Below are 16,675 nucleotides of genomic sequence, written 5' to 3' on the forward strand. Positions count from 1 at the left end.
GCCGGGGTGAGGGCATCAGGCCGCACACATCAACCCTGGCGCTTCTCCCACCCGTTCGCCTGCGCCGTAAACCCTAACGCCTGCATAAACGCCGCCATCACGCTGCGGTCTTCCACGCCCACGTCGGCCATCCACCAGGAGGTCACGCTCGGGTTTTCACGAATGACTTCTTCAATTAAATACTGTCCGACCCCGCGACGGCGGGTGACGTCGCGCACGCGCAGGGAATCCAGCGCCCCTTCCGTGCCGCTCAGCGTCACGCGAACGGCGGCCAGCAGACGCTCGTTAAAGCGCGCGGCATAGATACGGTGATTGTCGTCGACAGCCAGCGACGAAGGGGAATATTCCGGCCAGATCTTGCCCAGGTCGATATGATCCTGGTCGCTAAAGGTCACCAGACGCACGATAGTCAGTTTCATTAGCTACTTGTCCAAATCAGATTGAGTAGGGCCAGTGTACTCAATTTATTTGCTCGGGTGCTTTCTCTTTTTATTCCCATTTACCAGGTGATTAGTTTTTTGGCAACGCATTGCGCAGTTCGAAAACACATGGATCGAAAATTAAGCAGAATTTTAACCTGACAGGCAGTGATTTATTCGGCGCTTTGTACCGTTATTTTATGCTGCAAACTGCACTTTTATTTGTTTATCTCTGCCTGATTTCAGAATATTATCTTTGCTTAATCGCCTGAAAAATAGAGATATTAGTCTGGTTTTTGATAAAAAACCGCGCTAAACCATTAAAGGCACTGGTAAAAATAGCGTTGTTCATTAAAAGTACAGAATGCTTTTTAACCATAATAAAACAAATATATACACGACATCACGAATGGGGATTCAGAGATGAAAAGGAACGCGAAAGCAATAATCGCGGGAATGGTCGCACTGGCAATTTCGCAGGCGGCTATGGCGGACGACATAAAAGTGGCTGTGGTCGGCGCGATGTCCGGTCCTGTTGCCCAGTGGGGTGATATGGAGTTCAACGGCGCCCGTCAGGCCATTAAAGACATCAACGCCAAAGGCGGCATCAAAGGCGACAAGCTGGTGGGCGTAGAATATGACGACGCCTGCGATCCAAAACAGGCCGTCGCGGTCGCCAACAAAATCGTCAACGACGGTATCCAGTACGTCATCGGCCACCTGTGCTCATCGTCCACGCAGCCCGCGTCTGATATTTACGAAGACGAAGGCATTCTGATGATCACCCCGGGCGCAACTAACCCGGAGCTGACCCAGCGCGGCTACCAGCACATTATGCGTACCGCCGGTCTGGACTCCTCGCAGGGACCCACCGCCGCCAAATACATCCTCGACACCGTTAAGCCAACGCGTATTGCCATCATTCATGACAAACAGCAGTACGGCGAAGGCCTGGCGCGCTCTGTGCAGGACGGCCTGAAAAAAGGCGGCGCGAACATCGTCTTCTTCGACGGCATTACCGCAGGCGAGAAAGACTTCTCCGCGCTGATCGCCCGTCTGCAAAAAGAGAATATCGACTTCGTTTACTACGGCGGCTACTACCCGGAAATGGGCCAGATGCTGCGCCAGGCGCGCGCTACCGGCCTGAAAACCCAGTTTATGGGGCCAGAGGGCGTGGGCAACGCCTCCCTGTCGAACATCGCGGGGGATTCTGCCGAAGGCATGCTGGTCACGATGCCAAAACGCTATGACCAGGATCCGGCCAACAAGGCTATCGTAGAGGCGCTCAAGGCGCAGAAGAAAGATCCGAGCGGTCCGTACGTCTGGATCACCTACGCGGCCGTGCAGTCTCTGGCGACCGCGCTGGAGCGTACCGGCAGCAAAGAGCCGCTGGATCTGGTGAAAGATTTAAAAGCACACGGGGCGAACACCGTGATTGGGCCGCTGAACTGGGATGAGAAAGGCGATCTGAAGGGATTTGAATTTGGTGTCTTTAAGTGGCACGCCGACGGTTCGTCCTCGGCCGCCAAATAACTATCCCACCGCCCGGCTCGCCGGGCGGGTATAAAAAGGTTTGCATATGTCCGAGCAGTTTCTCTATTTCCTGCAGCAGATGTTTAACGGCGTTACGCTGGGAAGCACCTACGCGCTGATCGCCATCGGCTACACGATGGTTTACGGCATTATCGGCATGATCAACTTCGCCCACGGCGAGGTGTACATGATCGGTAGCTACGTCTCCTTTATGATCATTGCCGCCCTGATGATGATGGGCATCGACAGCAGCTGGCTGCTGGTCGCCGCCGGGTTTGTCGGCGCGATTGTGATTGCCAGCGCCTACGGCTGGAGCATCGAACGCGTGGCTTACCGGCCCGTGCGCAGTTCAAAACGCCTGATTGCGCTGATTTCCGCCATCGGGATGTCCATCTTCCTGCAAAACTACGTCAGCCTGACCGAAGGCTCGCGCGACGTGGCGCTGCCAAGCCTGTTTAACGGCCAGTGGATTGTGGGGGCCAGCGAAAACTTCTCTGCCTCTATCACCACCATGCAGCTGGTTATCTGGGTTGTAACCTTCCTGGCAATGCTGGCTCTGACTATTTTCATCCGTTACTCCCGCATGGGACGCGCCTGCCGCGCCTGCGCGGAAGACCTGAAGATGGCGAGCCTGCTCGGCATCAACACCGACCGCGTGATTGCCCTGACCTTCGTGATTGGCGCAGCGATGGCGGCGGTGGCGGGCGTCCTGCTCGGCCAGTTCTACGGCGTGATCAACCCGTACATCGGCTTTATGGCCGGGATGAAAGCCTTCACCGCCGCGGTACTGGGCGGTATCGGCAGTATTCCGGGCGCGATGATCGGCGGCCTGATCCTGGGCGTGGCAGAGGCGCTCTCCTCGGCGTACCTGAGCACAGAATATAAAGACGTGGTGTCGTTTGCCCTGCTGATTCTGGTTCTGCTGGTGATGCCTACCGGTATTCTGGGCCGTCCGGAGGTAGAGAAAGTATGAAACCGATGCATTTTGCAATGGCGCTGCTCTCTGCCGCCATGTTCTTCGTGCTGGCGGGCGTCTTTATGGGCGTCCAGTTAGAGCTGGACGGCACTAAGCTGGTGGTCGACACCGCCGCTGATATTCGCTGGCAGTGGGTGTTTATCGGCACGGCCGTAGTGTTCCTGTTCCAGCTGCTGCGCCCGGTCTTCCAGAAGACGCTGAAAAACGTCTCCGGGCCGAAATTCGTGCTGCCCGCTATCGACGGTACGACCGTGAAGCAGAAGCTGTTCCTCGTGGCGCTGCTGGTCGCTGCCGTGGCGTGGCCGTTTGTGGTATCGCGCGGGACCGTGGATATCGCCACCCTGACCATGATCTACGTGATTCTGGGTCTCGGTCTGAACGTGGTGGTGGGGCTCTCCGGCCTGCTGGTGCTGGGCTACGGCGGCTTCTACGCCATCGGTGCCTACACCTTCGCGCTGCTGAACCACTATTACGGCCTCGGCTTCTGGACCTGCCTGCCGCTGGCGGGGCTGGTCTCTGCCGCCGCGGGCTTCCTGCTCGGCTTCCCGGTGCTGCGCCTGCGCGGTGACTATCTGGCGATTGTGACCCTGGGCTTCGGCGAAATCGTCCGTATCCTGCTGCTCAACAATACCGAAGTGACCGGCGGCCCGAACGGCATCAGCCAGATCCCGAAACCGACCTTCTTCGGCCTGGAGTTCAGCCGCACCGCCCGCGAAGGCGGCTGGGATACCTTCAGCAACTTCTTTGGCATCAAGTACGATCCGTCCGACCGCGTGATCTGGCTCTATCTGGTGGCGCTGCTGCTGGTGGTGATTACCCTGTTCGTGATCAACCGTCTGCTGCGCATGCCGCTGGGCCGCGCGTGGGAAGCGCTGCGCGAAGATGAAATCGCCTGCCGCTCGCTGGGCCTGAACCCGACCCGCATCAAGCTGACCGCGTTCACCATCAGCGCCGCGTTTGCCGGTTTCGCCGGAACGCTGTTTGCCGCACGTCAGGGCTTCGTTAGCCCGGAATCCTTCACCTTTGCCGAATCGGCCTTCGTGCTGGCGATTGTGGTACTCGGCGGGATGGGCTCGCAGTTTGCCGTTATCCTCGCGGCCATCCTGCTGGTGGTCTCGCGCGAGCTGATGCGCGACTTTAACGAATACAGCATGCTGATGCTGGGTGGTTTGATGGTGCTGATGATGATCTGGCGTCCGCAGGGTCTGCTGCCGATGACCCGTCCACAGCTGAAGCTGAAGAACGGGCAAGCGAAAGGAGAGCAGGCATGAGCCAGCCATTATTATCCGTTAACGGTCTGATGATGCGTTTTGGCGGCCTGCTGGCGGTCAACAACGTGAATCTGGATCTGCACAATAAAGAGATTGTCTCCCTGATTGGCCCGAACGGCGCGGGGAAAACTACGGTCTTCAACTGCCTGACCGGCTTCTACAAGCCGACGGGCGGCACCATCATGCTGCGCGACCAGCACCTGGAAGGTCTGCCGGGCCAGCAGATTGCCCGCATGGGCGTGGTGCGTACCTTCCAGCACGTGCGTCTGTTCCGCGAGATGACGGTAATTGAGAACCTGCTGGTGGCACAGCATCAGCAGCTGAAAACCGGGCTGTTCTCCGGCCTGCTTAAAACCCCGGCCTTCCGCCGCGCACAGGATGAAGCGCTTGACCGCGCCGCCACCTGGCTTGACCGAATTGGCCTGCTGCAGCACGCCAACCGTCAGGCGAGCAACCTGGCCTACGGCGATCAGCGTCGCCTGGAGATTGTGCGCTGCATGGTGACGCAGCCGGAAATCCTGATGCTCGACGAACCGGCGGCAGGCCTCAACCCGAAAGAGACCAAAGAGCTGGACGAGCTGATTGCCGAGCTGCGCGATCATCACGACACCACCATTCTGCTGATTGAGCATGACATGAAGCTGGTGATGGGCATTTCGGACCGTATCTACGTGGTAAACCAGGGCACGCCGCTGGCGAACGGCACGCCGGAAGAGATCCGCAACAACCCGGACGTGATCCGCGCATACCTTGGTGAGGCATAAGATGGAAAAAGCGATGTTAACGTTCGACAAGGTCAACGCGCACTACGGCAAGATCCAGGCGCTGCACGACGTCAGCCTGCACATCAATCAGGGCGAAATCGTCACCCTGATCGGGGCCAACGGCGCGGGTAAGACCACGCTGCTCGGCACCCTGTGCGGCGACCCGCGCGCCACCAGCGGGCGGATTGTGTTCGATGGTAAAGACATTACCGACTGGCAGACCGCCAAAATCATGCGTGAAGCGGTGGCGATTGTCCCGGAAGGGCGTCGCGTGTTTTCCCGCATGACGGTGGAAGAGAACCTGGCGATGGGCGGCTTCTTTGCTCACCGCGATGAATACCAGACCCGCATCAAGTGGGTGTACGAACTCTTCCCACGCCTGTGGGAGCGCCGCATCCAGCGTGCGGGCACTATGTCCGGCGGCGAGCAGCAGATGCTGGCGATTGGCCGCGCGCTGATGAGCCAGCCGCGTCTGCTGCTGCTGGATGAACCGTCGCTCGGTCTTGCGCCGATCATCATTCAGCAGATCTTCGACACCATTGAGCAGCTGCGCAAAGAGGGGATGACCATCTTCCTCGTCGAGCAGAACGCCAACCAGGCGCTGAAGCTCGCCGACCGTGGCTACGTGCTGGAGAACGGCCGCGTCGTGCTGGAGGATACTGGCGACGCGCTGCTGGCAAACGAGGCGGTTCGGAGCGCGTATTTGGGCGGTTAATTGCATTTCCCCCTCACCCTAACCCTCTCCCTCAAGGGAGAGGGAACCGATCGCTTTTCTCCCTCTCCCACAGGGAGAGGGTCGGGGTGAGGGCACCAGACCGCACCCAACCACACCCCAACCCCCTTCACACAACCATCATCCCCCTGACGCCTGGCTGTCATTTATCTGTAAACAAACAGTTATTTTTCTGTAATTCGAGCATGTCATGTTACCTCGCGAGCATAAAACGCGTGATATCGCGCATCCGGCACAATAAGAGAGATGACAATGACATCGTTACGACACACAGCTTTGGGTCTGGCAATCGGTCTGGCTTTTGCGACGAACGCAATGGCTGTGACCACCATTCCGTTCTGGCATTCCATGGAAGGGGAGTTGGGTAAAGAGGTTGACTCCCTGGCGCAGCGTTTCAACGACACCCACCCGGATTACAAAATTGTGCCGGTGTACAAAGGCAACTACGAGCAGAGCCTGAGCGCGGGCATCGCCGCCTTCCGTACCGGCAATGCGCCAGCCTTGTTACAGGTTTATGAAGTGGGCACCGCCACCATGATGGCCTCTAAAGCCATCAAGCCGGTGTATGAAGTGTTCAAAGAGGCGGGTATCAACTTTGACGAATCACAGTTCGTGCCGACCGTTTCCGGTTATTACACCGATTCCAAAACCGGCCACCTGCTGTCTCAGCCGTTCAACAGCTCCACGCCGGTGCTGTACTACAACAAAGACGCCTTCAGGAAAGCCGGTTTAGACCCGGAGCAGCCGCCAAAAACCTGGCAGGATCTGGCCGAGTACACCGCGAAGCTGAAAGCGGCGGGGATGAAGTGCGGCTACGCCAGCGGCTGGCAGGGCTGGATCCAGATTGAAAACTTCAGCGCCTGGCACGGCCTGCCGGTTGCCACCAAAAACAACGGCTTCGACGGCACCGACGCGGTGCTGGAGTTCAACAAGCCGGAGCAGGTGAAGCACATCGCGCTGCTGGAAGAACTCAACAAGAAGGGCGACTTCAGCTACTTCGGGCGTAAAGACGAATCCACCGAGAAGTTCTACAACGGCGACTGCGCCATTACCACCGCATCGTCCGGCTCGCTGGCGGATATCCGTCACTACGCCAAATTTAACTACGGCGTGGGCATGATGCCGTACGACGCCGACGTGAAGGGCGCGCCGCAGAACGCCATCATCGGCGGAGCGAGCCTGTGGGTCATGCAGGGCAAAGACAACGGCACCTACAAAGGCGTGGCCGAGTTCCTCGACTTCCTGGCGAAGCCTGAAAATGCTGCCGAGTGGCACCAGAAGACCGGCTACCTGCCGATCACCAAAGCCGCGTATGACCTGACCCGCGAGCAGGGCTTCTACAGCAAGAACCCAGGGGCGGACATTGCGACGCGTCAGATGCTGAACAAGCCGCCATTGCCGTTCACCAAGGGTCTGCGTCTGGGCAACATGCCGCAGATCCGCACCATCGTTGATGAAGAGCTGGAAAGCGTGTGGACCGGGAAGAAAACGCCACAGCAGGCGCTGGATTCAGCGGTAGAGCGCGGGAATCAGCTGCTGCGCCGCTTTGAGCAGTCGACCAAATCGTAAAAAAATGCCCGGTGGCGCGTAGCGATCCGGGCCTACGAATTAATGCGGTCTGATGCCCTCACCCCAACCCTCTCCCACAGGGAGAGGGAGAAAACCGAAATCGCCACCCGGCATTGTTCAGGAACCAAATCTCCATGTCATCATCCCGTCCGGTGTTCCGTTCCCGCTGGCTGCCGTACCTGCTGGTCGCGCCGCAGCTGGTCATCACCGTTATTTTCTTTATCTGGCCTGCGGGCGAAGCGCTGTGGTACTCGGTACAAAGCGTCGATCCGTTCGGGCTTTCCAGCCAGTTTGTCGGGCTGGACAACTTCACCGCGCTGTTCCATGACAGCTACTACCTGGACTCCTTCTGGACGACGATCAAGTTCAGCGCCCTGGTGACCGTCAGCGGCCTTTTAGCCTCGCTGTTCTTCGCCGCGCTGGTGGACTACGTGGTGCGCGGCAGTCGTATTTATCAAACGCTGATGCTGCTGCCGTACGCCGTGGCTCCCGCCGTCGCCGCCGTATTGTGGATCTTCCTGTTTAACCCGGGGCGCGGGCTGATTACCCACTTCCTGGCCGAACTGGGCTACGACTGGAACCACGCCCAGAACAGCGGCCAGGCGATGTTCCTGGTAGTGTTTGCCTCGGTGTGGAAGCAGATCAGCTACAACTTCCTGTTCTTCTTTGCCGCGCTGCAGTCCATCCCGCGCTCGCTGGTGGAAGCGGCGGCGATTGACGGCGCAGGGCCGGTTCGCCGCTTCTTCAGGCTGTCGCTGCCGCTGATCGCCCCGGTGAGTTTCTTCCTGCTGGTAGTTAACCTCGTGTACGCCTTCTTCGACACCTTCCCGGTGATCGACGCGGCGACCGCAGGCGGACCGGTGCAGGCGACAACGACGCTGATCTACAAGATCTACCGCGAAGGCTTTGCGGGGTTGGATCTCTCCGCTTCTGCCGCGCAGTCGGTGGTGCTGATGTTCCTCGTCATCATCCTCACGGTGGTGCAGTTCCGCTATGTCGAAAGTAAGGTGCGCTACCAATGATTGAGAACCGTCGCGGGCTGACGATTTTCAGCCATACCATGCTGATTTTAGGGATTATCGTCATCCTCTTCCCGCTGTACGTGGCGTTTGTCGCCGCCACGCTGGACACCAAAGCGGTGTTCGACACGCCGATGACGCTGATCCCAGGCACACATCTTTTCGAGAACATGAAGACCATCTGGACACAGGGCGTGGGCGCCAACAGCGCGCCGTTCTGGCTGATGATGCTCAACAGCTTCATCATGGCGTTTGGCATCACCGTCGGCAAAATTACGGTGTCGATGCTCTCGGCCTTCGCCATCGTCTGGTTCCGCTTTCCGCTGCGTAACCTCTTCTTCTGGATGATCTTCATTACCCTGATGCTGCCGGTGGAGGTGCGTATCTTCCCGACAGTGGAGGTGATCGCCAACCTGAAGATGCTCGACAGCTACGCGGGCTTGACCCTGCCGCTGATGGCCTCGGCGACCGCGACCTTCCTGTTCCGCCAGTTCTTTATGACCCTGCCGGACGAGCTGATTGAAGCAGCGCGCATCGACGGCGCGTCGCCAATGCGCTTTTTCCGCGACATCGTGCTGCCGCTGTCGAAAACCAACCTCGCGGCGCTGTTTGTGATCACCTTTATCTACGGCTGGAACCAGTACCTGTGGCCGCTGCTGATTATTCAGGACGTCAACCTCGGCACCGCCGTGGCGGGCATCAAAGGCATGATTGCCACCGGTGAAGGCACCACCCTCTGGAACCAGGTGATGGCGGCGATGCTGCTCACCCTTATCCCACCCGTAGTCATTGTTTTAGCCATGCAGCGTGCGTTTGTCCGTGGCCTGGTCGATAGCGAGAAATAAGATGGCAGGTTTAAAACTTCAGGCAGTAACCAAAAGCTGGGATGGTAAAACCCAGGTGATTCAGCCGCTGACGCTCGACGTGGCGGACGGGGAATTTATCGTGATGGTCGGCCCGTCCGGCTGCGGCAAATCCACGCTGCTGCGCATGGTGGCGGGGCTGGAGCGCGTGACGTCCGGGGATATCTGGATTGACCGCCAGCGCGTCACCGAAATGGAGCCGAAAGACAGAGGCATCGCGATGGTGTTCCAGAACTACGCCCTCTACCCGCACATGAGCGTGGAAGAGAACATGGCCTGGGGGCTGAAAATCCGCGGCATGGGCAAAGGCCATATCGACGAGCGCGTGAAAGAGGCGGCGCGCATTCTCGAGCTGGACGGCCTGCTGAAGCGCCGCCCGCGCGAGCTCTCCGGCGGTCAGCGCCAGCGCGTGGCGATGGGGCGCGCCATCGTGCGCGATCCGGCGGTATTCCTGTTCGACGAACCGCTTTCTAACCTCGACGCCAAGCTGCGCGTGCAGATGCGTCTTGAGCTGCAGCAACTGCACCGTCGTCTGAAAACCACCTCCCTGTACGTGACCCACGATCAGGTCGAAGCCATGACCCTCGCCCAGCGCGTGATGGTGATGAACAAAGGCATCGCCGAGCAGATTGGCACCCCGGTGGAAGTGTACGAGAAACCGGCTACCCGCTTTGTGGCGAGCTTTATCGGCAGCCCGGCAATGAACCTGCTGGAAGGACGGATCAGCAGCGCGGGCACCCACTTTGAACTGGAAAGCGGGATGGCATTGCCGATCAACTGGTACTATCGTGGCTACGCCGGGCGTAAGATGACGCTCGGTATCCGCCCGGAGCATATTGGTTTAACCTCTCAGGCGGACGGCGGCGTGCCGCTGGTGATGGACACGCTGGAGATGTTGGGTGCAGATAACCTGGCGCACGGGCGCTGGGGCGAACAAAAAATGGTGGTGCGTCTGGCGCATCAGGAGCGCCCGAAGGCTGGCAGCACGCTGTGGCTGCACCTGCCGGAAAACCATCTGCACCTGTTTGACGGTGAAACAGGACAACGAGTATGAGCAACTGGCCTTATCCCCATGTCGTCGCCCACCGCGGCGGCGGTAAGCTGGCGCCGGAAAACACGCTGGCGGCGATTGACGTTGGCGCGCGCTACGGCCACACGATGATCGAGTTCGACGCCAAGCTGTCGAAAGACGGCGAAATTTTCCTGCTGCATGACGATAACCTCGAACGCACCAGCAACGGCTGGGGCGTGGCGGGCGAACTGCCGTGGCGCGATCTGCTGAAGGTAGATGCTGGAAGCTGGTACAGCGGCGAGTTCAAAGGCGAACCGCTGCCGCTGCTGGCGGAGGTGGCGGATCGCTGCCGCCAGCACGGCATGATGGCCAATATCGAAATCAAACCGACCACCGGCACCGGCCCGCTGACGGGCAAAGTCATTGCGCTGGCCGCGCGCGAGCTGTGGGAAGGGATGACGGCACCGCTGCTGTCGTCGTTTGAGATCGACGCGCTGGAAGCGGCACAGGCGGCCGTGCCGGCGCTGCCGCGCGGGCTGCTGCTGGACGAGTGGCGCGAGGACTGGCACGAGCTGACGACACGCTTAGCGTGCGTCTCTATCCATCTCAATCATAAGCTGCTGGATGAGGCGCGGGTGAAGATGTTGAAAGCGGCGGGTCTGCATATTCTGGTTTATACCGTTAACAAACCCCAGCGTGCAGCTGAACTGCTGCGCTGGGGCGTTGACAGCATTTGTACCGATGCGATTGACCGGATCGGCCCGAACTTTAGTTCTGCGGATTAAGCATACTGCCGTTCGACTGCGGCGGCAGCATATGCTGCTGGCCGCTGTTCAGGGTTGACCCCCCGCCTAACATTCCGCCGTTTTTATTCGGCAGCGGCTGCTCGCGCACCTGACCCTGCTGGATGCGCTGGGTGTTGGCGTTCATCTGGTTTTGCAGGCTCTGCTGCTGCATCTGGGTTTGCGTTTTCAACTGTTGATTAAGCATCCCTTTCTGCTGCTGTTGCTGGCTCATCATCTCCGTTTGCATCCGCTGCTGGCTGGGAATGACGTAACCCTGTTGGTTAGGGTTGTTCATCGTATTGAGTGGCTGTGCGAGCGCGGCAAAGGGAAGCAGTGCCGTAAGAATCATCAAGCGTTTCATTGTCATCTCCTCCTTTTGAGGTTTCTCTTAAGTTTACCCCGATTTCACCATGACGATGATTTTTTAGGAGTTGTGAACCAGGCTTAAGCGGGGAGTATGGACCCCATCACCTGGAGAACAATAATGATGAAACCAACGTTTTTGCGCTGGGTAGCGATCGCCGCGCTGATGGCAGGCGGCACATTTAGCGTGGCGGCCAACCCGCCCGCGGCGCCTCCCGTCTCCTACGGCGTGGAGGAAGACGTTTTCCATCCCGTGCGGGCGACGCATGGCATGGTGGCCTCGGTTGACGCGCTGGCAACCCAGGTGGGCGTCGATATTCTGAAGCAGGGCGGTAACGCGGTGGATGCGGCGGTTGCGGTTGGGTACGCGCTGGCGGTCACGCACCCGCAGGCGGGTAACCTCGGCGGCGGCGGGTTTATGATGCTGCGTACCAAAGACGGGAAAACCACCGCCATCGACTTCCGTGAGATGGCACCCAATCAGGCCTCCCGCGATATGTTCCTTGACGAGCAGGGCAACCCGGACAGCAAGAAATCCCTGACCTCGCACCTCGCCTCCGGCACGCCGGGCACCGTTGCGGGCTTCTCGCTGGCGCTGGAAAAATACGGCACGCTGCCGCTGAACAAAGTGGTGCAGCCTGCCATCAAGCTGGCGCGCGAGGGTTTTGTGGTGAATGACGCGCTCGCGGACGATCTCAAAACCTACGGCAGTGAAGTCATTCCGAATCACGAAAACAGTAAGGCCATCTTCTGGAAAGACGGCGAGCCGCTGAAGAAGGGCGATAAGCTGGTGCAGAAGAACCTGGCGACCAGCCTGGAGCGGATTGCGGAACACGGCCCGGATGCCTTCTATAAAGGCGCGATTGCTGACCAGATTGCCGATGAAATGCAAAAGAACGGTGGGCTAATCACGAAAGCGGATCTGGCGGAGTACAAAGCGGTGGAGCGCGAGCCGATTAGCGGCACCTATCGTGGCTACGAGGTCTTCTCCATGCCGCCGCCGTCGTCCGGCGGGATCCACATCGTGCAGATCCTCAACATTCTGGAAAACTTCGATATGCACAAGTTCGGCTTCGGCAGCGCGGACGCCATGCAGGTGATGGCGGAAGCGGAAAAACGCGCCTACGCCGACCGCTCGGAGTACCTCGGCGACCCGGACTTCGTGAAGGTACCGTGGCAGGCGCTGACCAACAAAGCCTATGCCAAATCCCTGGCCGACCAGATCGACATCAACAAGGCGAAGCCGTCGAGCGAGATCCGCCCCGGCAAGCTGGCGCCTTATGAAAGCAACCAGACCACCCACTTCTCGGTGGTGGATAAAGACGGCAACGCGGTGGCGGTGACCTATACGCTGAATACCACCTTTGGTACCGGGATTGTGGCGGGCAACAGCGGTATTCTGCTGAACAACGAGATGGATGACTTTTCCGCTAAGCCTGGCGTGCCGAACGTCTACGGGCTGGTGGGCGGTGACGCCAACGCCGTCGGGCCGAAAAAGCGTCCGCTCTCGTCCATGTCGCCCACCATCGTGGTGAAAGACGGAAAAACCTGGCTGGTAACCGGCAGCCCGGGCGGGAGTCGAATTATTACCACCGTGCTGCAGATGGTGGTGAACAGCATCGACTTTGGGATGAACGTCGCCGAAGCGACCAGCGCCCCGCGTTTCCACCACCAGTGGCTGCCGGACGAGCTGCGCGTCGAGAAGGGCTTTAGCCCGGACACCATTAAGCTGCTTGAACAGCGCGGGCAAAAAGTGGCGGTGAAAGAGGCGATGGGCAGCACCCAGAGCATTATGGTCGGGCCGGACGGGGCGCTGTTTGGCGCATCGGACCCGCGTTCGGTGGATGATTTGACGGCGGGGTATTGATGTATTGCCGGGTGGCGGCTTCGCCTTACCCGGCCTACGTGTTTCATTCCCTCTCCCCGTGGGAGAGGGTTAGGGTGAGGGCAACAAACTACTTCATCCTCGCCATATAATATGCATCCACATACTCGCCGTTGCGCAGGGCAAATTTCCTGCCGGTGCCTTCGATTTCAAAACCAAACTTCCGGTACAGCCCCAGTGCAGCAGGGTTATCGGCAAAAACCGTTAACTCGATACGTTCGATGCGCATCCAGTTATCGCACAGGTTGATCATCTCGCGCATGAGCGCGCTCCCCACGCCGCGCCCCTGGGCGTGCGCCGCAACGCTGATACCAAAGGTTGCCACATGGCTGCGTCGCGGGCTGGCTTCTACCTGCAGCGCCAGGTCACCGACGATGTTTTCATCGATGCAGGCGACCAGACGTTTTTGGCCAGGTTTTGGATGAAGCCGCTCTTGCCAGTGTTCAAGGGAAGGATGAGGTAGCTGTAGCGTGTCGTGATACACCCCCGGATGCATATAGTTCTGGCGTAAAGCTTCGGCATCTTTCGGTTCTGCGTGGCGTATCACTATCTCACTCATTCCTTGTTCCTCAGTCAGTTAAATGTCCCTTCCAACATCAATGACTTTAAAATTTGAGTCAACCGCTATTTTTTGCAAAAAGAAGTGGACAAGTGCGAATGAGAATGATTATTATTGCTCTGCATTCAGGAAGACCGCTACGGGAACCTGAAAGCACGACATTGCTCACATTGCTTCCAGTATTACTTTAGCCAGCGTTTCGCTGGCTTTTTTTTGCTTATTATTTGGCAAGCTCGCACGCTTCAGGAGCGTCAGCGGTGCTGTCCTTGATCAGGCCAACGACGTTGTTCTTTTCGATAGCGGCAGGCAGCATCTCTGCAATACCGGAAAACATCCCCCCCTTTTTTGACGGCCAGCGCCCGGTAGGAAAGCGTTCCCGTTACCTCACCGTTTTCGCAGATTTCAATGGCATCGCTGTGGCATTCGCCGATCACGGCCCCGTCAATAATCAGCTCGCGGCAGGTGATGTTTCCCTCAACCCGTCCCCCGCGCATGATTTTGATCAGACTCTGTTCAGAGGCAATATTGCCGATGAGCTCACCGTGCACATAGACGTGACCCGTCGAAACGATATTGCCTTCAACGCGGACGTCGTTGGCAATCACCGTGGTGCCGTGCTTCTCGGTGGCGGTAGGTTCTTTTTCCATGACAGGAGCCGGGGGAAGGGCAGTTGGCACCTTGATTTCATTAATTTTATTCTTTTTAAACATAACATTACCCAGGTTGATAAGCAGGGGAAGCGTGAAAGCCAATAAAGAGAATGCTGCGAAGAGCCATGCGAGTTGACGGGCGGCGAAGCACCAGGCGGCAAGCGAAAGCAACCAGAAGAGAAGCGCACTGTTTAAGGCGAGATATTTCCTTTCCATAGAAATGGGCGCGACTCCATTCGCGAGCATAGATTTGACCTTCACCTTATCGGGGTTTTTAGCCGCAGGGTCAAGGCAAGTGCCGCCATTTTAGGATTCTATTGGGCAAGTTTATCGCTATAGTGAAAACAGAAACCTGATCAAAAAGGACGGAACCATGACCCTGAACTGTGCGTTTATCGGCTTTGGTAAAAGCACCACCCGCTATCACCTACCCTATGTTCTCAACCGTAAAGACAGCTGGCACGTCGCCCATATCTACCGTCGCAGTGCGAAGCCGGAAGAGCAGTCTCCGCAGTATTCCCACATTCATTTCACCAGCGATCTGGATGAAGTGCTTCACGATCCGCAGGTGAATCTGATCATTGTCTGCACCCACGCCGACAGCCACTTCGACTACGCGAAGCGCGCGCTGGAAGCGGGCAAAAACGTGCTGGTGGAAAAGCCATTCACCCCGACCATCGCAGAAGCGAAGGAACTGTTTGCGCTGGCGAAGAGCAAAGGGCTGTCCGTGACGCCGTATCAGAACCGCCGTTTTGACAGCTGCTTCCTGACGGCGAAAAAGGCGATTGAGAGCGGCAAGCTCGGCGACATTGTGGAAATTGAAAGCCACTTCGACTACTACCGTCCGGTCGCGGAAACCCAGCCAGGCCTGCCGCAGGACGGCTCGTTCTATGGTCTGGGCGTGCACACCATGGACCAGATCATCTCCCTGTTTGGTCGCCCGGACCACGTAGCGTACGACATCCGCAGCCTGCGCAACAAAGCCAACCCGGACGACACCTTCGAAGCGCAGCTGTTCTACGGCGACCTGAAAGCCATCGTCAAAACCAGCCATCTGGTGAAAATCGACTATCCCAGGTTTATTGTTCACGGCACCCGAGGCTCGTTCATCAAGTACGGCATCGACCAGCAGGAAACCAGCCTGAAGGCCAACATCATGCCGGGCGAACCGGGCTTTGCGGCGGATGATTCCGTAGGCGTGCTGGAGTATGTGAAGGCAGATGGCACAACAGTAAAAGAAGAACTCAAGCCGGAAACAGGCGACTATGGCCGCGTTTACGATGCGCTGTATGACACGCTCACCACGGGTACGCCGAATTACGTCAAGGAATCTGACGTTCTGACCAATCTCGAAATCCTTGAACGGGCCTTTGAGCAGGCTTCTCCTGCCACGGTAACCCTCGTAAAATAAGCAAAAACGGCTCCTCTGCGCTTGTTCATAATTTTTGAACAGAGGAGTCAATTTTCACCCTCTATGATCCCAGGCGGTTTGCGTCCACACTTACTCCATCGAAACGAACTGAGGGTGAAAACAATGATCTACTTACGCAAAGCAAACGAACGTGGTCACGCGAATCATGGCTGGCTGGACTCATGGCATTCATTCTCGTTTGCCGACTACTACGACCCGAATTTCATGGGCTTCTCCGCACTGCGCGTGATTAACGACGACGTGATTGATGCAGGCCAGGGCTTCGGCACCCACCCGCACAAAGACATGGAAATCCTGACCTATGTGCTCGAAGGTGCCGTGGCGCACAAAGACAGCATGGGTAACGAAGAGCAGGTTCCGGCGGGCGAGTTCCAGATTATGAGTGCGGGCACCGGGGTGCGTCACTCTGAGTACAACCCGAGCAAAACGGAAAAACTGCACCTGTATCAAATCTGGATCATTCCAGAAGAGACCGGCATCGCACCGCGCTACGAGCAGCGCCGCTTCGACGCTAAACAGGGCAAACAGCTGGTGCTGTCCCCGGATGCGCGTGAAGGTTCCCTGAAAGTGCATCAGGATATGGAGCTGTACCGCTGGGCGCTGGCAAAAGACGAACAGTCCGTGCATCAGATTGCCGCCAACCGCCGCGTCTGGATCCAGGTGGTGAAAGGCGAAGTGTCCATCAACGGCACCAAAGCCACAACCGCCGATGGTCTGGCCATCTGGGATGAGCAGGCGCTCTCCGTGCATGCCGACAGCGAAAGCGAAATCCTGCTGTTTGACCTGCCGCCGGTATAAATAATTACTCAACCTTCCCTTTAAACGGGGAAGGTTGAGCTTTG

16 protein-coding genes and 1 pseudogene are annotated in these 16,675 nt (G+C 58.0%); 13 read left to right on the forward strand and 4 right to left on the reverse strand.

Annotated features, from left to right (window positions below; genetic code table 11):
• Nucleotides 1-29: 29 nt before the first annotated feature.
• A complete protein-coding gene (gene panM, locus EXW94_RS09370; protein ID WP_010436490.1) occupies nucleotides 30-419 on the reverse strand; it encodes an aspartate 1-decarboxylase autocleavage activator PanM in 390 nt (129 codons plus the stop codon).
• A gap of 423 nt (nucleotides 420-842) precedes the next feature.
• Between panM and livK the strand changes: the two genes are divergently transcribed.
• From livK to ugpQ, 10 genes are all read left to right on the forward strand, one after another.
• Nucleotides 843-1,952: a high-affinity branched-chain amino acid ABC transporter substrate-binding protein LivK gene (gene livK / locus EXW94_RS09375; protein ID WP_010436489.1), complete on the forward strand. Its 1,110-nt coding sequence runs from the start codon at nucleotides 843-845 to the stop codon at nucleotides 1,950-1,952.
• A 46-nt stretch (nucleotides 1,953-1,998) separates the two neighbouring features.
• Entirely contained in the window at nucleotides 1,999-2,925 is a 927-nt protein-coding gene (livH, locus tag EXW94_RS09380; RefSeq protein ID WP_010436488.1) for a high-affinity branched-chain amino acid ABC transporter permease LivH, read from the forward strand.
• On the forward strand, nucleotides 2,922-4,199 hold the full coding sequence (gene livM, locus EXW94_RS09385) for a branched chain amino acid ABC transporter permease LivM (RefSeq protein WP_010436486.1): 1,278 nt from the start codon (nucleotides 2,922-2,924) through the stop codon (nucleotides 4,197-4,199). The genes livH and livM overlap by 4 nt, the downstream gene beginning before the upstream one ends.
• On the forward strand, nucleotides 4,196-4,963 hold the full coding sequence (gene livG / locus EXW94_RS09390; protein WP_174340017.1) for a high-affinity branched-chain amino acid ABC transporter ATP-binding protein LivG: 768 nt from the start codon (nucleotides 4,196-4,198) through the stop codon (nucleotides 4,961-4,963). The genes livM and livG overlap by 4 nt, the downstream gene beginning before the upstream one ends.
• Nucleotide 4,964: 1 nt before the next feature.
• Complete coding sequence (livF, locus tag EXW94_RS09395) at nucleotides 4,965-5,678, forward strand: high-affinity branched-chain amino acid ABC transporter ATP-binding protein LivF (protein WP_006812273.1); 714 nt, start codon at nucleotides 4,965-4,967, stop codon at nucleotides 5,676-5,678.
• Between the two features lie 270 nt (nucleotides 5,679-5,948).
• Entirely contained in the window at nucleotides 5,949-7,265 is a 1,317-nt protein-coding gene (gene ugpB, locus EXW94_RS09400) for a sn-glycerol-3-phosphate ABC transporter substrate-binding protein UgpB (protein WP_100167337.1), read from the forward strand.
• 134 nt (nucleotides 7,266-7,399) lie between these two features.
• Nucleotides 7,400-8,287, forward strand: a complete 888-nt coding sequence (ugpA, locus tag EXW94_RS09405) for a sn-glycerol-3-phosphate ABC transporter permease UgpA (protein ID WP_010436482.1) — start codon at nucleotides 7,400-7,402, stop codon at nucleotides 8,285-8,287.
• Entirely contained in the window at nucleotides 8,284-9,129 is an 846-nt protein-coding gene (gene ugpE / locus EXW94_RS09410; RefSeq protein ID WP_013099125.1) for a sn-glycerol-3-phosphate ABC transporter permease UgpE, read from the forward strand. The genes ugpA and ugpE overlap by 4 nt, the downstream gene beginning before the upstream one ends.
• 1 nt (nucleotide 9,130) lies before the next feature.
• Nucleotides 9,131-10,201 carry a sn-glycerol-3-phosphate import ATP-binding protein UgpC gene (locus EXW94_RS09415; protein ID WP_080329950.1) on the forward strand — a complete coding sequence of 357 codons (1,071 nt, stop codon included), beginning with the start codon at nucleotides 9,131-9,133 and terminating at the stop codon, nucleotides 10,199-10,201.
• Nucleotides 10,198-10,944, forward strand: a complete 747-nt coding sequence (ugpQ, locus tag EXW94_RS09420; protein WP_109082289.1) for a glycerophosphodiester phosphodiesterase — start codon at nucleotides 10,198-10,200, stop codon at nucleotides 10,942-10,944. Before EXW94_RS09415 ends, ugpQ begins: the two co-directional genes overlap by 4 nt.
• Here ugpQ and EXW94_RS09425 read toward each other — a convergent pair.
• Nucleotides 10,928-11,305: a DUF2756 family protein gene (locus EXW94_RS09425; protein ID WP_042719209.1), complete on the reverse strand. Its 378-nt coding sequence runs from the start codon at nucleotides 11,303-11,305 to the stop codon at nucleotides 10,928-10,930. The genes ugpQ and EXW94_RS09425 overlap by 17 nt on opposite strands.
• A 123-nt stretch (nucleotides 11,306-11,428) precedes the next feature.
• Between EXW94_RS09425 and ggt the strand changes: the two genes are divergently transcribed.
• The gene (ggt, locus tag EXW94_RS09430; protein ID WP_174340018.1) at nucleotides 11,429-13,174 is read left to right on the forward strand and encodes a gamma-glutamyltransferase; all 1,746 of its coding nucleotides are present in this window, start codon (nucleotides 11,429-11,431) and stop codon (nucleotides 13,172-13,174) included.
• Nucleotides 13,175-13,262: 88 nt separating this feature from the next.
• Here ggt and yhhY read toward each other — a convergent pair whose 3' ends face one another.
• Together yhhY and EXW94_RS09440 are read right to left on the reverse strand one after the other, a co-directional pair.
• On the reverse strand, nucleotides 13,263-13,751 hold the full coding sequence (gene yhhY, locus EXW94_RS09435; protein WP_148401286.1) for an N-acetyltransferase: 489 nt from the start codon (nucleotides 13,749-13,751) through the stop codon (nucleotides 13,263-13,265).
• A gap of 220 nt (nucleotides 13,752-13,971) precedes the next feature.
• Nucleotides 13,972-14,617, reverse strand: a pseudogene (locus EXW94_RS09440) (polymer-forming cytoskeletal protein).
• Between the two features lie 157 nt (nucleotides 14,618-14,774).
• On the opposite strand from EXW94_RS09440, the gene EXW94_RS09445 reads away from it, so the two are divergent.
• Nucleotides 14,775-15,812 (forward strand): oxidoreductase, encoded by a 1,038-nt coding sequence (locus tag EXW94_RS09445; protein ID WP_174340019.1) that lies wholly within the window; start codon nucleotides 14,775-14,777, stop codon nucleotides 15,810-15,812.
• Nucleotides 15,813-15,935: 123 nt separating this feature from the next.
• On the forward strand, nucleotides 15,936-16,631 hold the full coding sequence (locus tag EXW94_RS09450; RefSeq protein ID WP_126816075.1) for a pirin family protein: 696 nt from the start codon (nucleotides 15,936-15,938) through the stop codon (nucleotides 16,629-16,631).
• Nucleotides 16,632-16,675 lie beyond the last annotated feature (44 nt).

The sequence above is a fragment of the Enterobacter sp. JMULE2 genome, from assembly GCF_013337145.1.
Lineage (GTDB): Bacteria > Pseudomonadota > Gammaproteobacteria > Enterobacterales > Enterobacteriaceae > Enterobacter > Enterobacter mori.

Bases quoted from the DNA above. Each gene is read 5' to 3' on its own strand.
- livF (WP_006812273.1), top strand. From the start codon at position 4,965: ATGGAAAAAGCGATGTTAACGTTCGACAAGGTCAACGCGCACTACGGC.
- ugpQ (WP_109082289.1), top strand. From the start codon at position 10,198: ATGAGCAACTGGCCTTATCCCCATGTCGTCGCCCACCGCGGCGGCGGT.
- ugpB (WP_100167337.1), top strand. From the start codon at position 5,949: ATGACATCGTTACGACACACAGCTTTGGGTCTGGCAATCGGTCTGGCT.
- ugpA (WP_010436482.1), top strand. From the start codon at position 7,400: ATGTCATCATCCCGTCCGGTGTTCCGTTCCCGCTGGCTGCCGTACCTG.
- livG (WP_174340017.1), top strand. From the start codon at position 4,196: ATGAGCCAGCCATTATTATCCGTTAACGGTCTGATGATGCGTTTTGGC.
- EXW94_RS09450 (WP_126816075.1), top strand. From the start codon at position 15,936: ATGATCTACTTACGCAAAGCAAACGAACGTGGTCACGCGAATCATGGC.
- livM (WP_010436486.1), top strand. From the start codon at position 2,922: ATGAAACCGATGCATTTTGCAATGGCGCTGCTCTCTGCCGCCATGTTC.
- EXW94_RS09415 (WP_080329950.1), top strand. From the start codon at position 9,131: ATGGCAGGTTTAAAACTTCAGGCAGTAACCAAAAGCTGGGATGGTAAA.
- panM (WP_010436490.1), bottom strand. From the start codon at position 419: ATGAAACTGACTATCGTGCGTCTGGTGACCTTTAGCGACCAGGATCAT.
- EXW94_RS09445 (WP_174340019.1), top strand. From the start codon at position 14,775: ATGACCCTGAACTGTGCGTTTATCGGCTTTGGTAAAAGCACCACCCGC.
- yhhY (WP_148401286.1), bottom strand. From the start codon at position 13,751: ATGAGTGAGATAGTGATACGCCACGCAGAACCGAAAGATGCCGAAGCT.
- livK (WP_010436489.1), top strand. From the start codon at position 843: ATGAAAAGGAACGCGAAAGCAATAATCGCGGGAATGGTCGCACTGGCA.
- livH (WP_010436488.1), top strand. From the start codon at position 1,999: ATGTCCGAGCAGTTTCTCTATTTCCTGCAGCAGATGTTTAACGGCGTT.
- ggt (WP_174340018.1), top strand. From the start codon at position 11,429: ATGATGAAACCAACGTTTTTGCGCTGGGTAGCGATCGCCGCGCTGATG.
- EXW94_RS09425 (WP_042719209.1), bottom strand. From the start codon at position 11,305: ATGAAACGCTTGATGATTCTTACGGCACTGCTTCCCTTTGCCGCGCTC.
- ugpE (WP_013099125.1), top strand. From the start codon at position 8,284: ATGATTGAGAACCGTCGCGGGCTGACGATTTTCAGCCATACCATGCTG.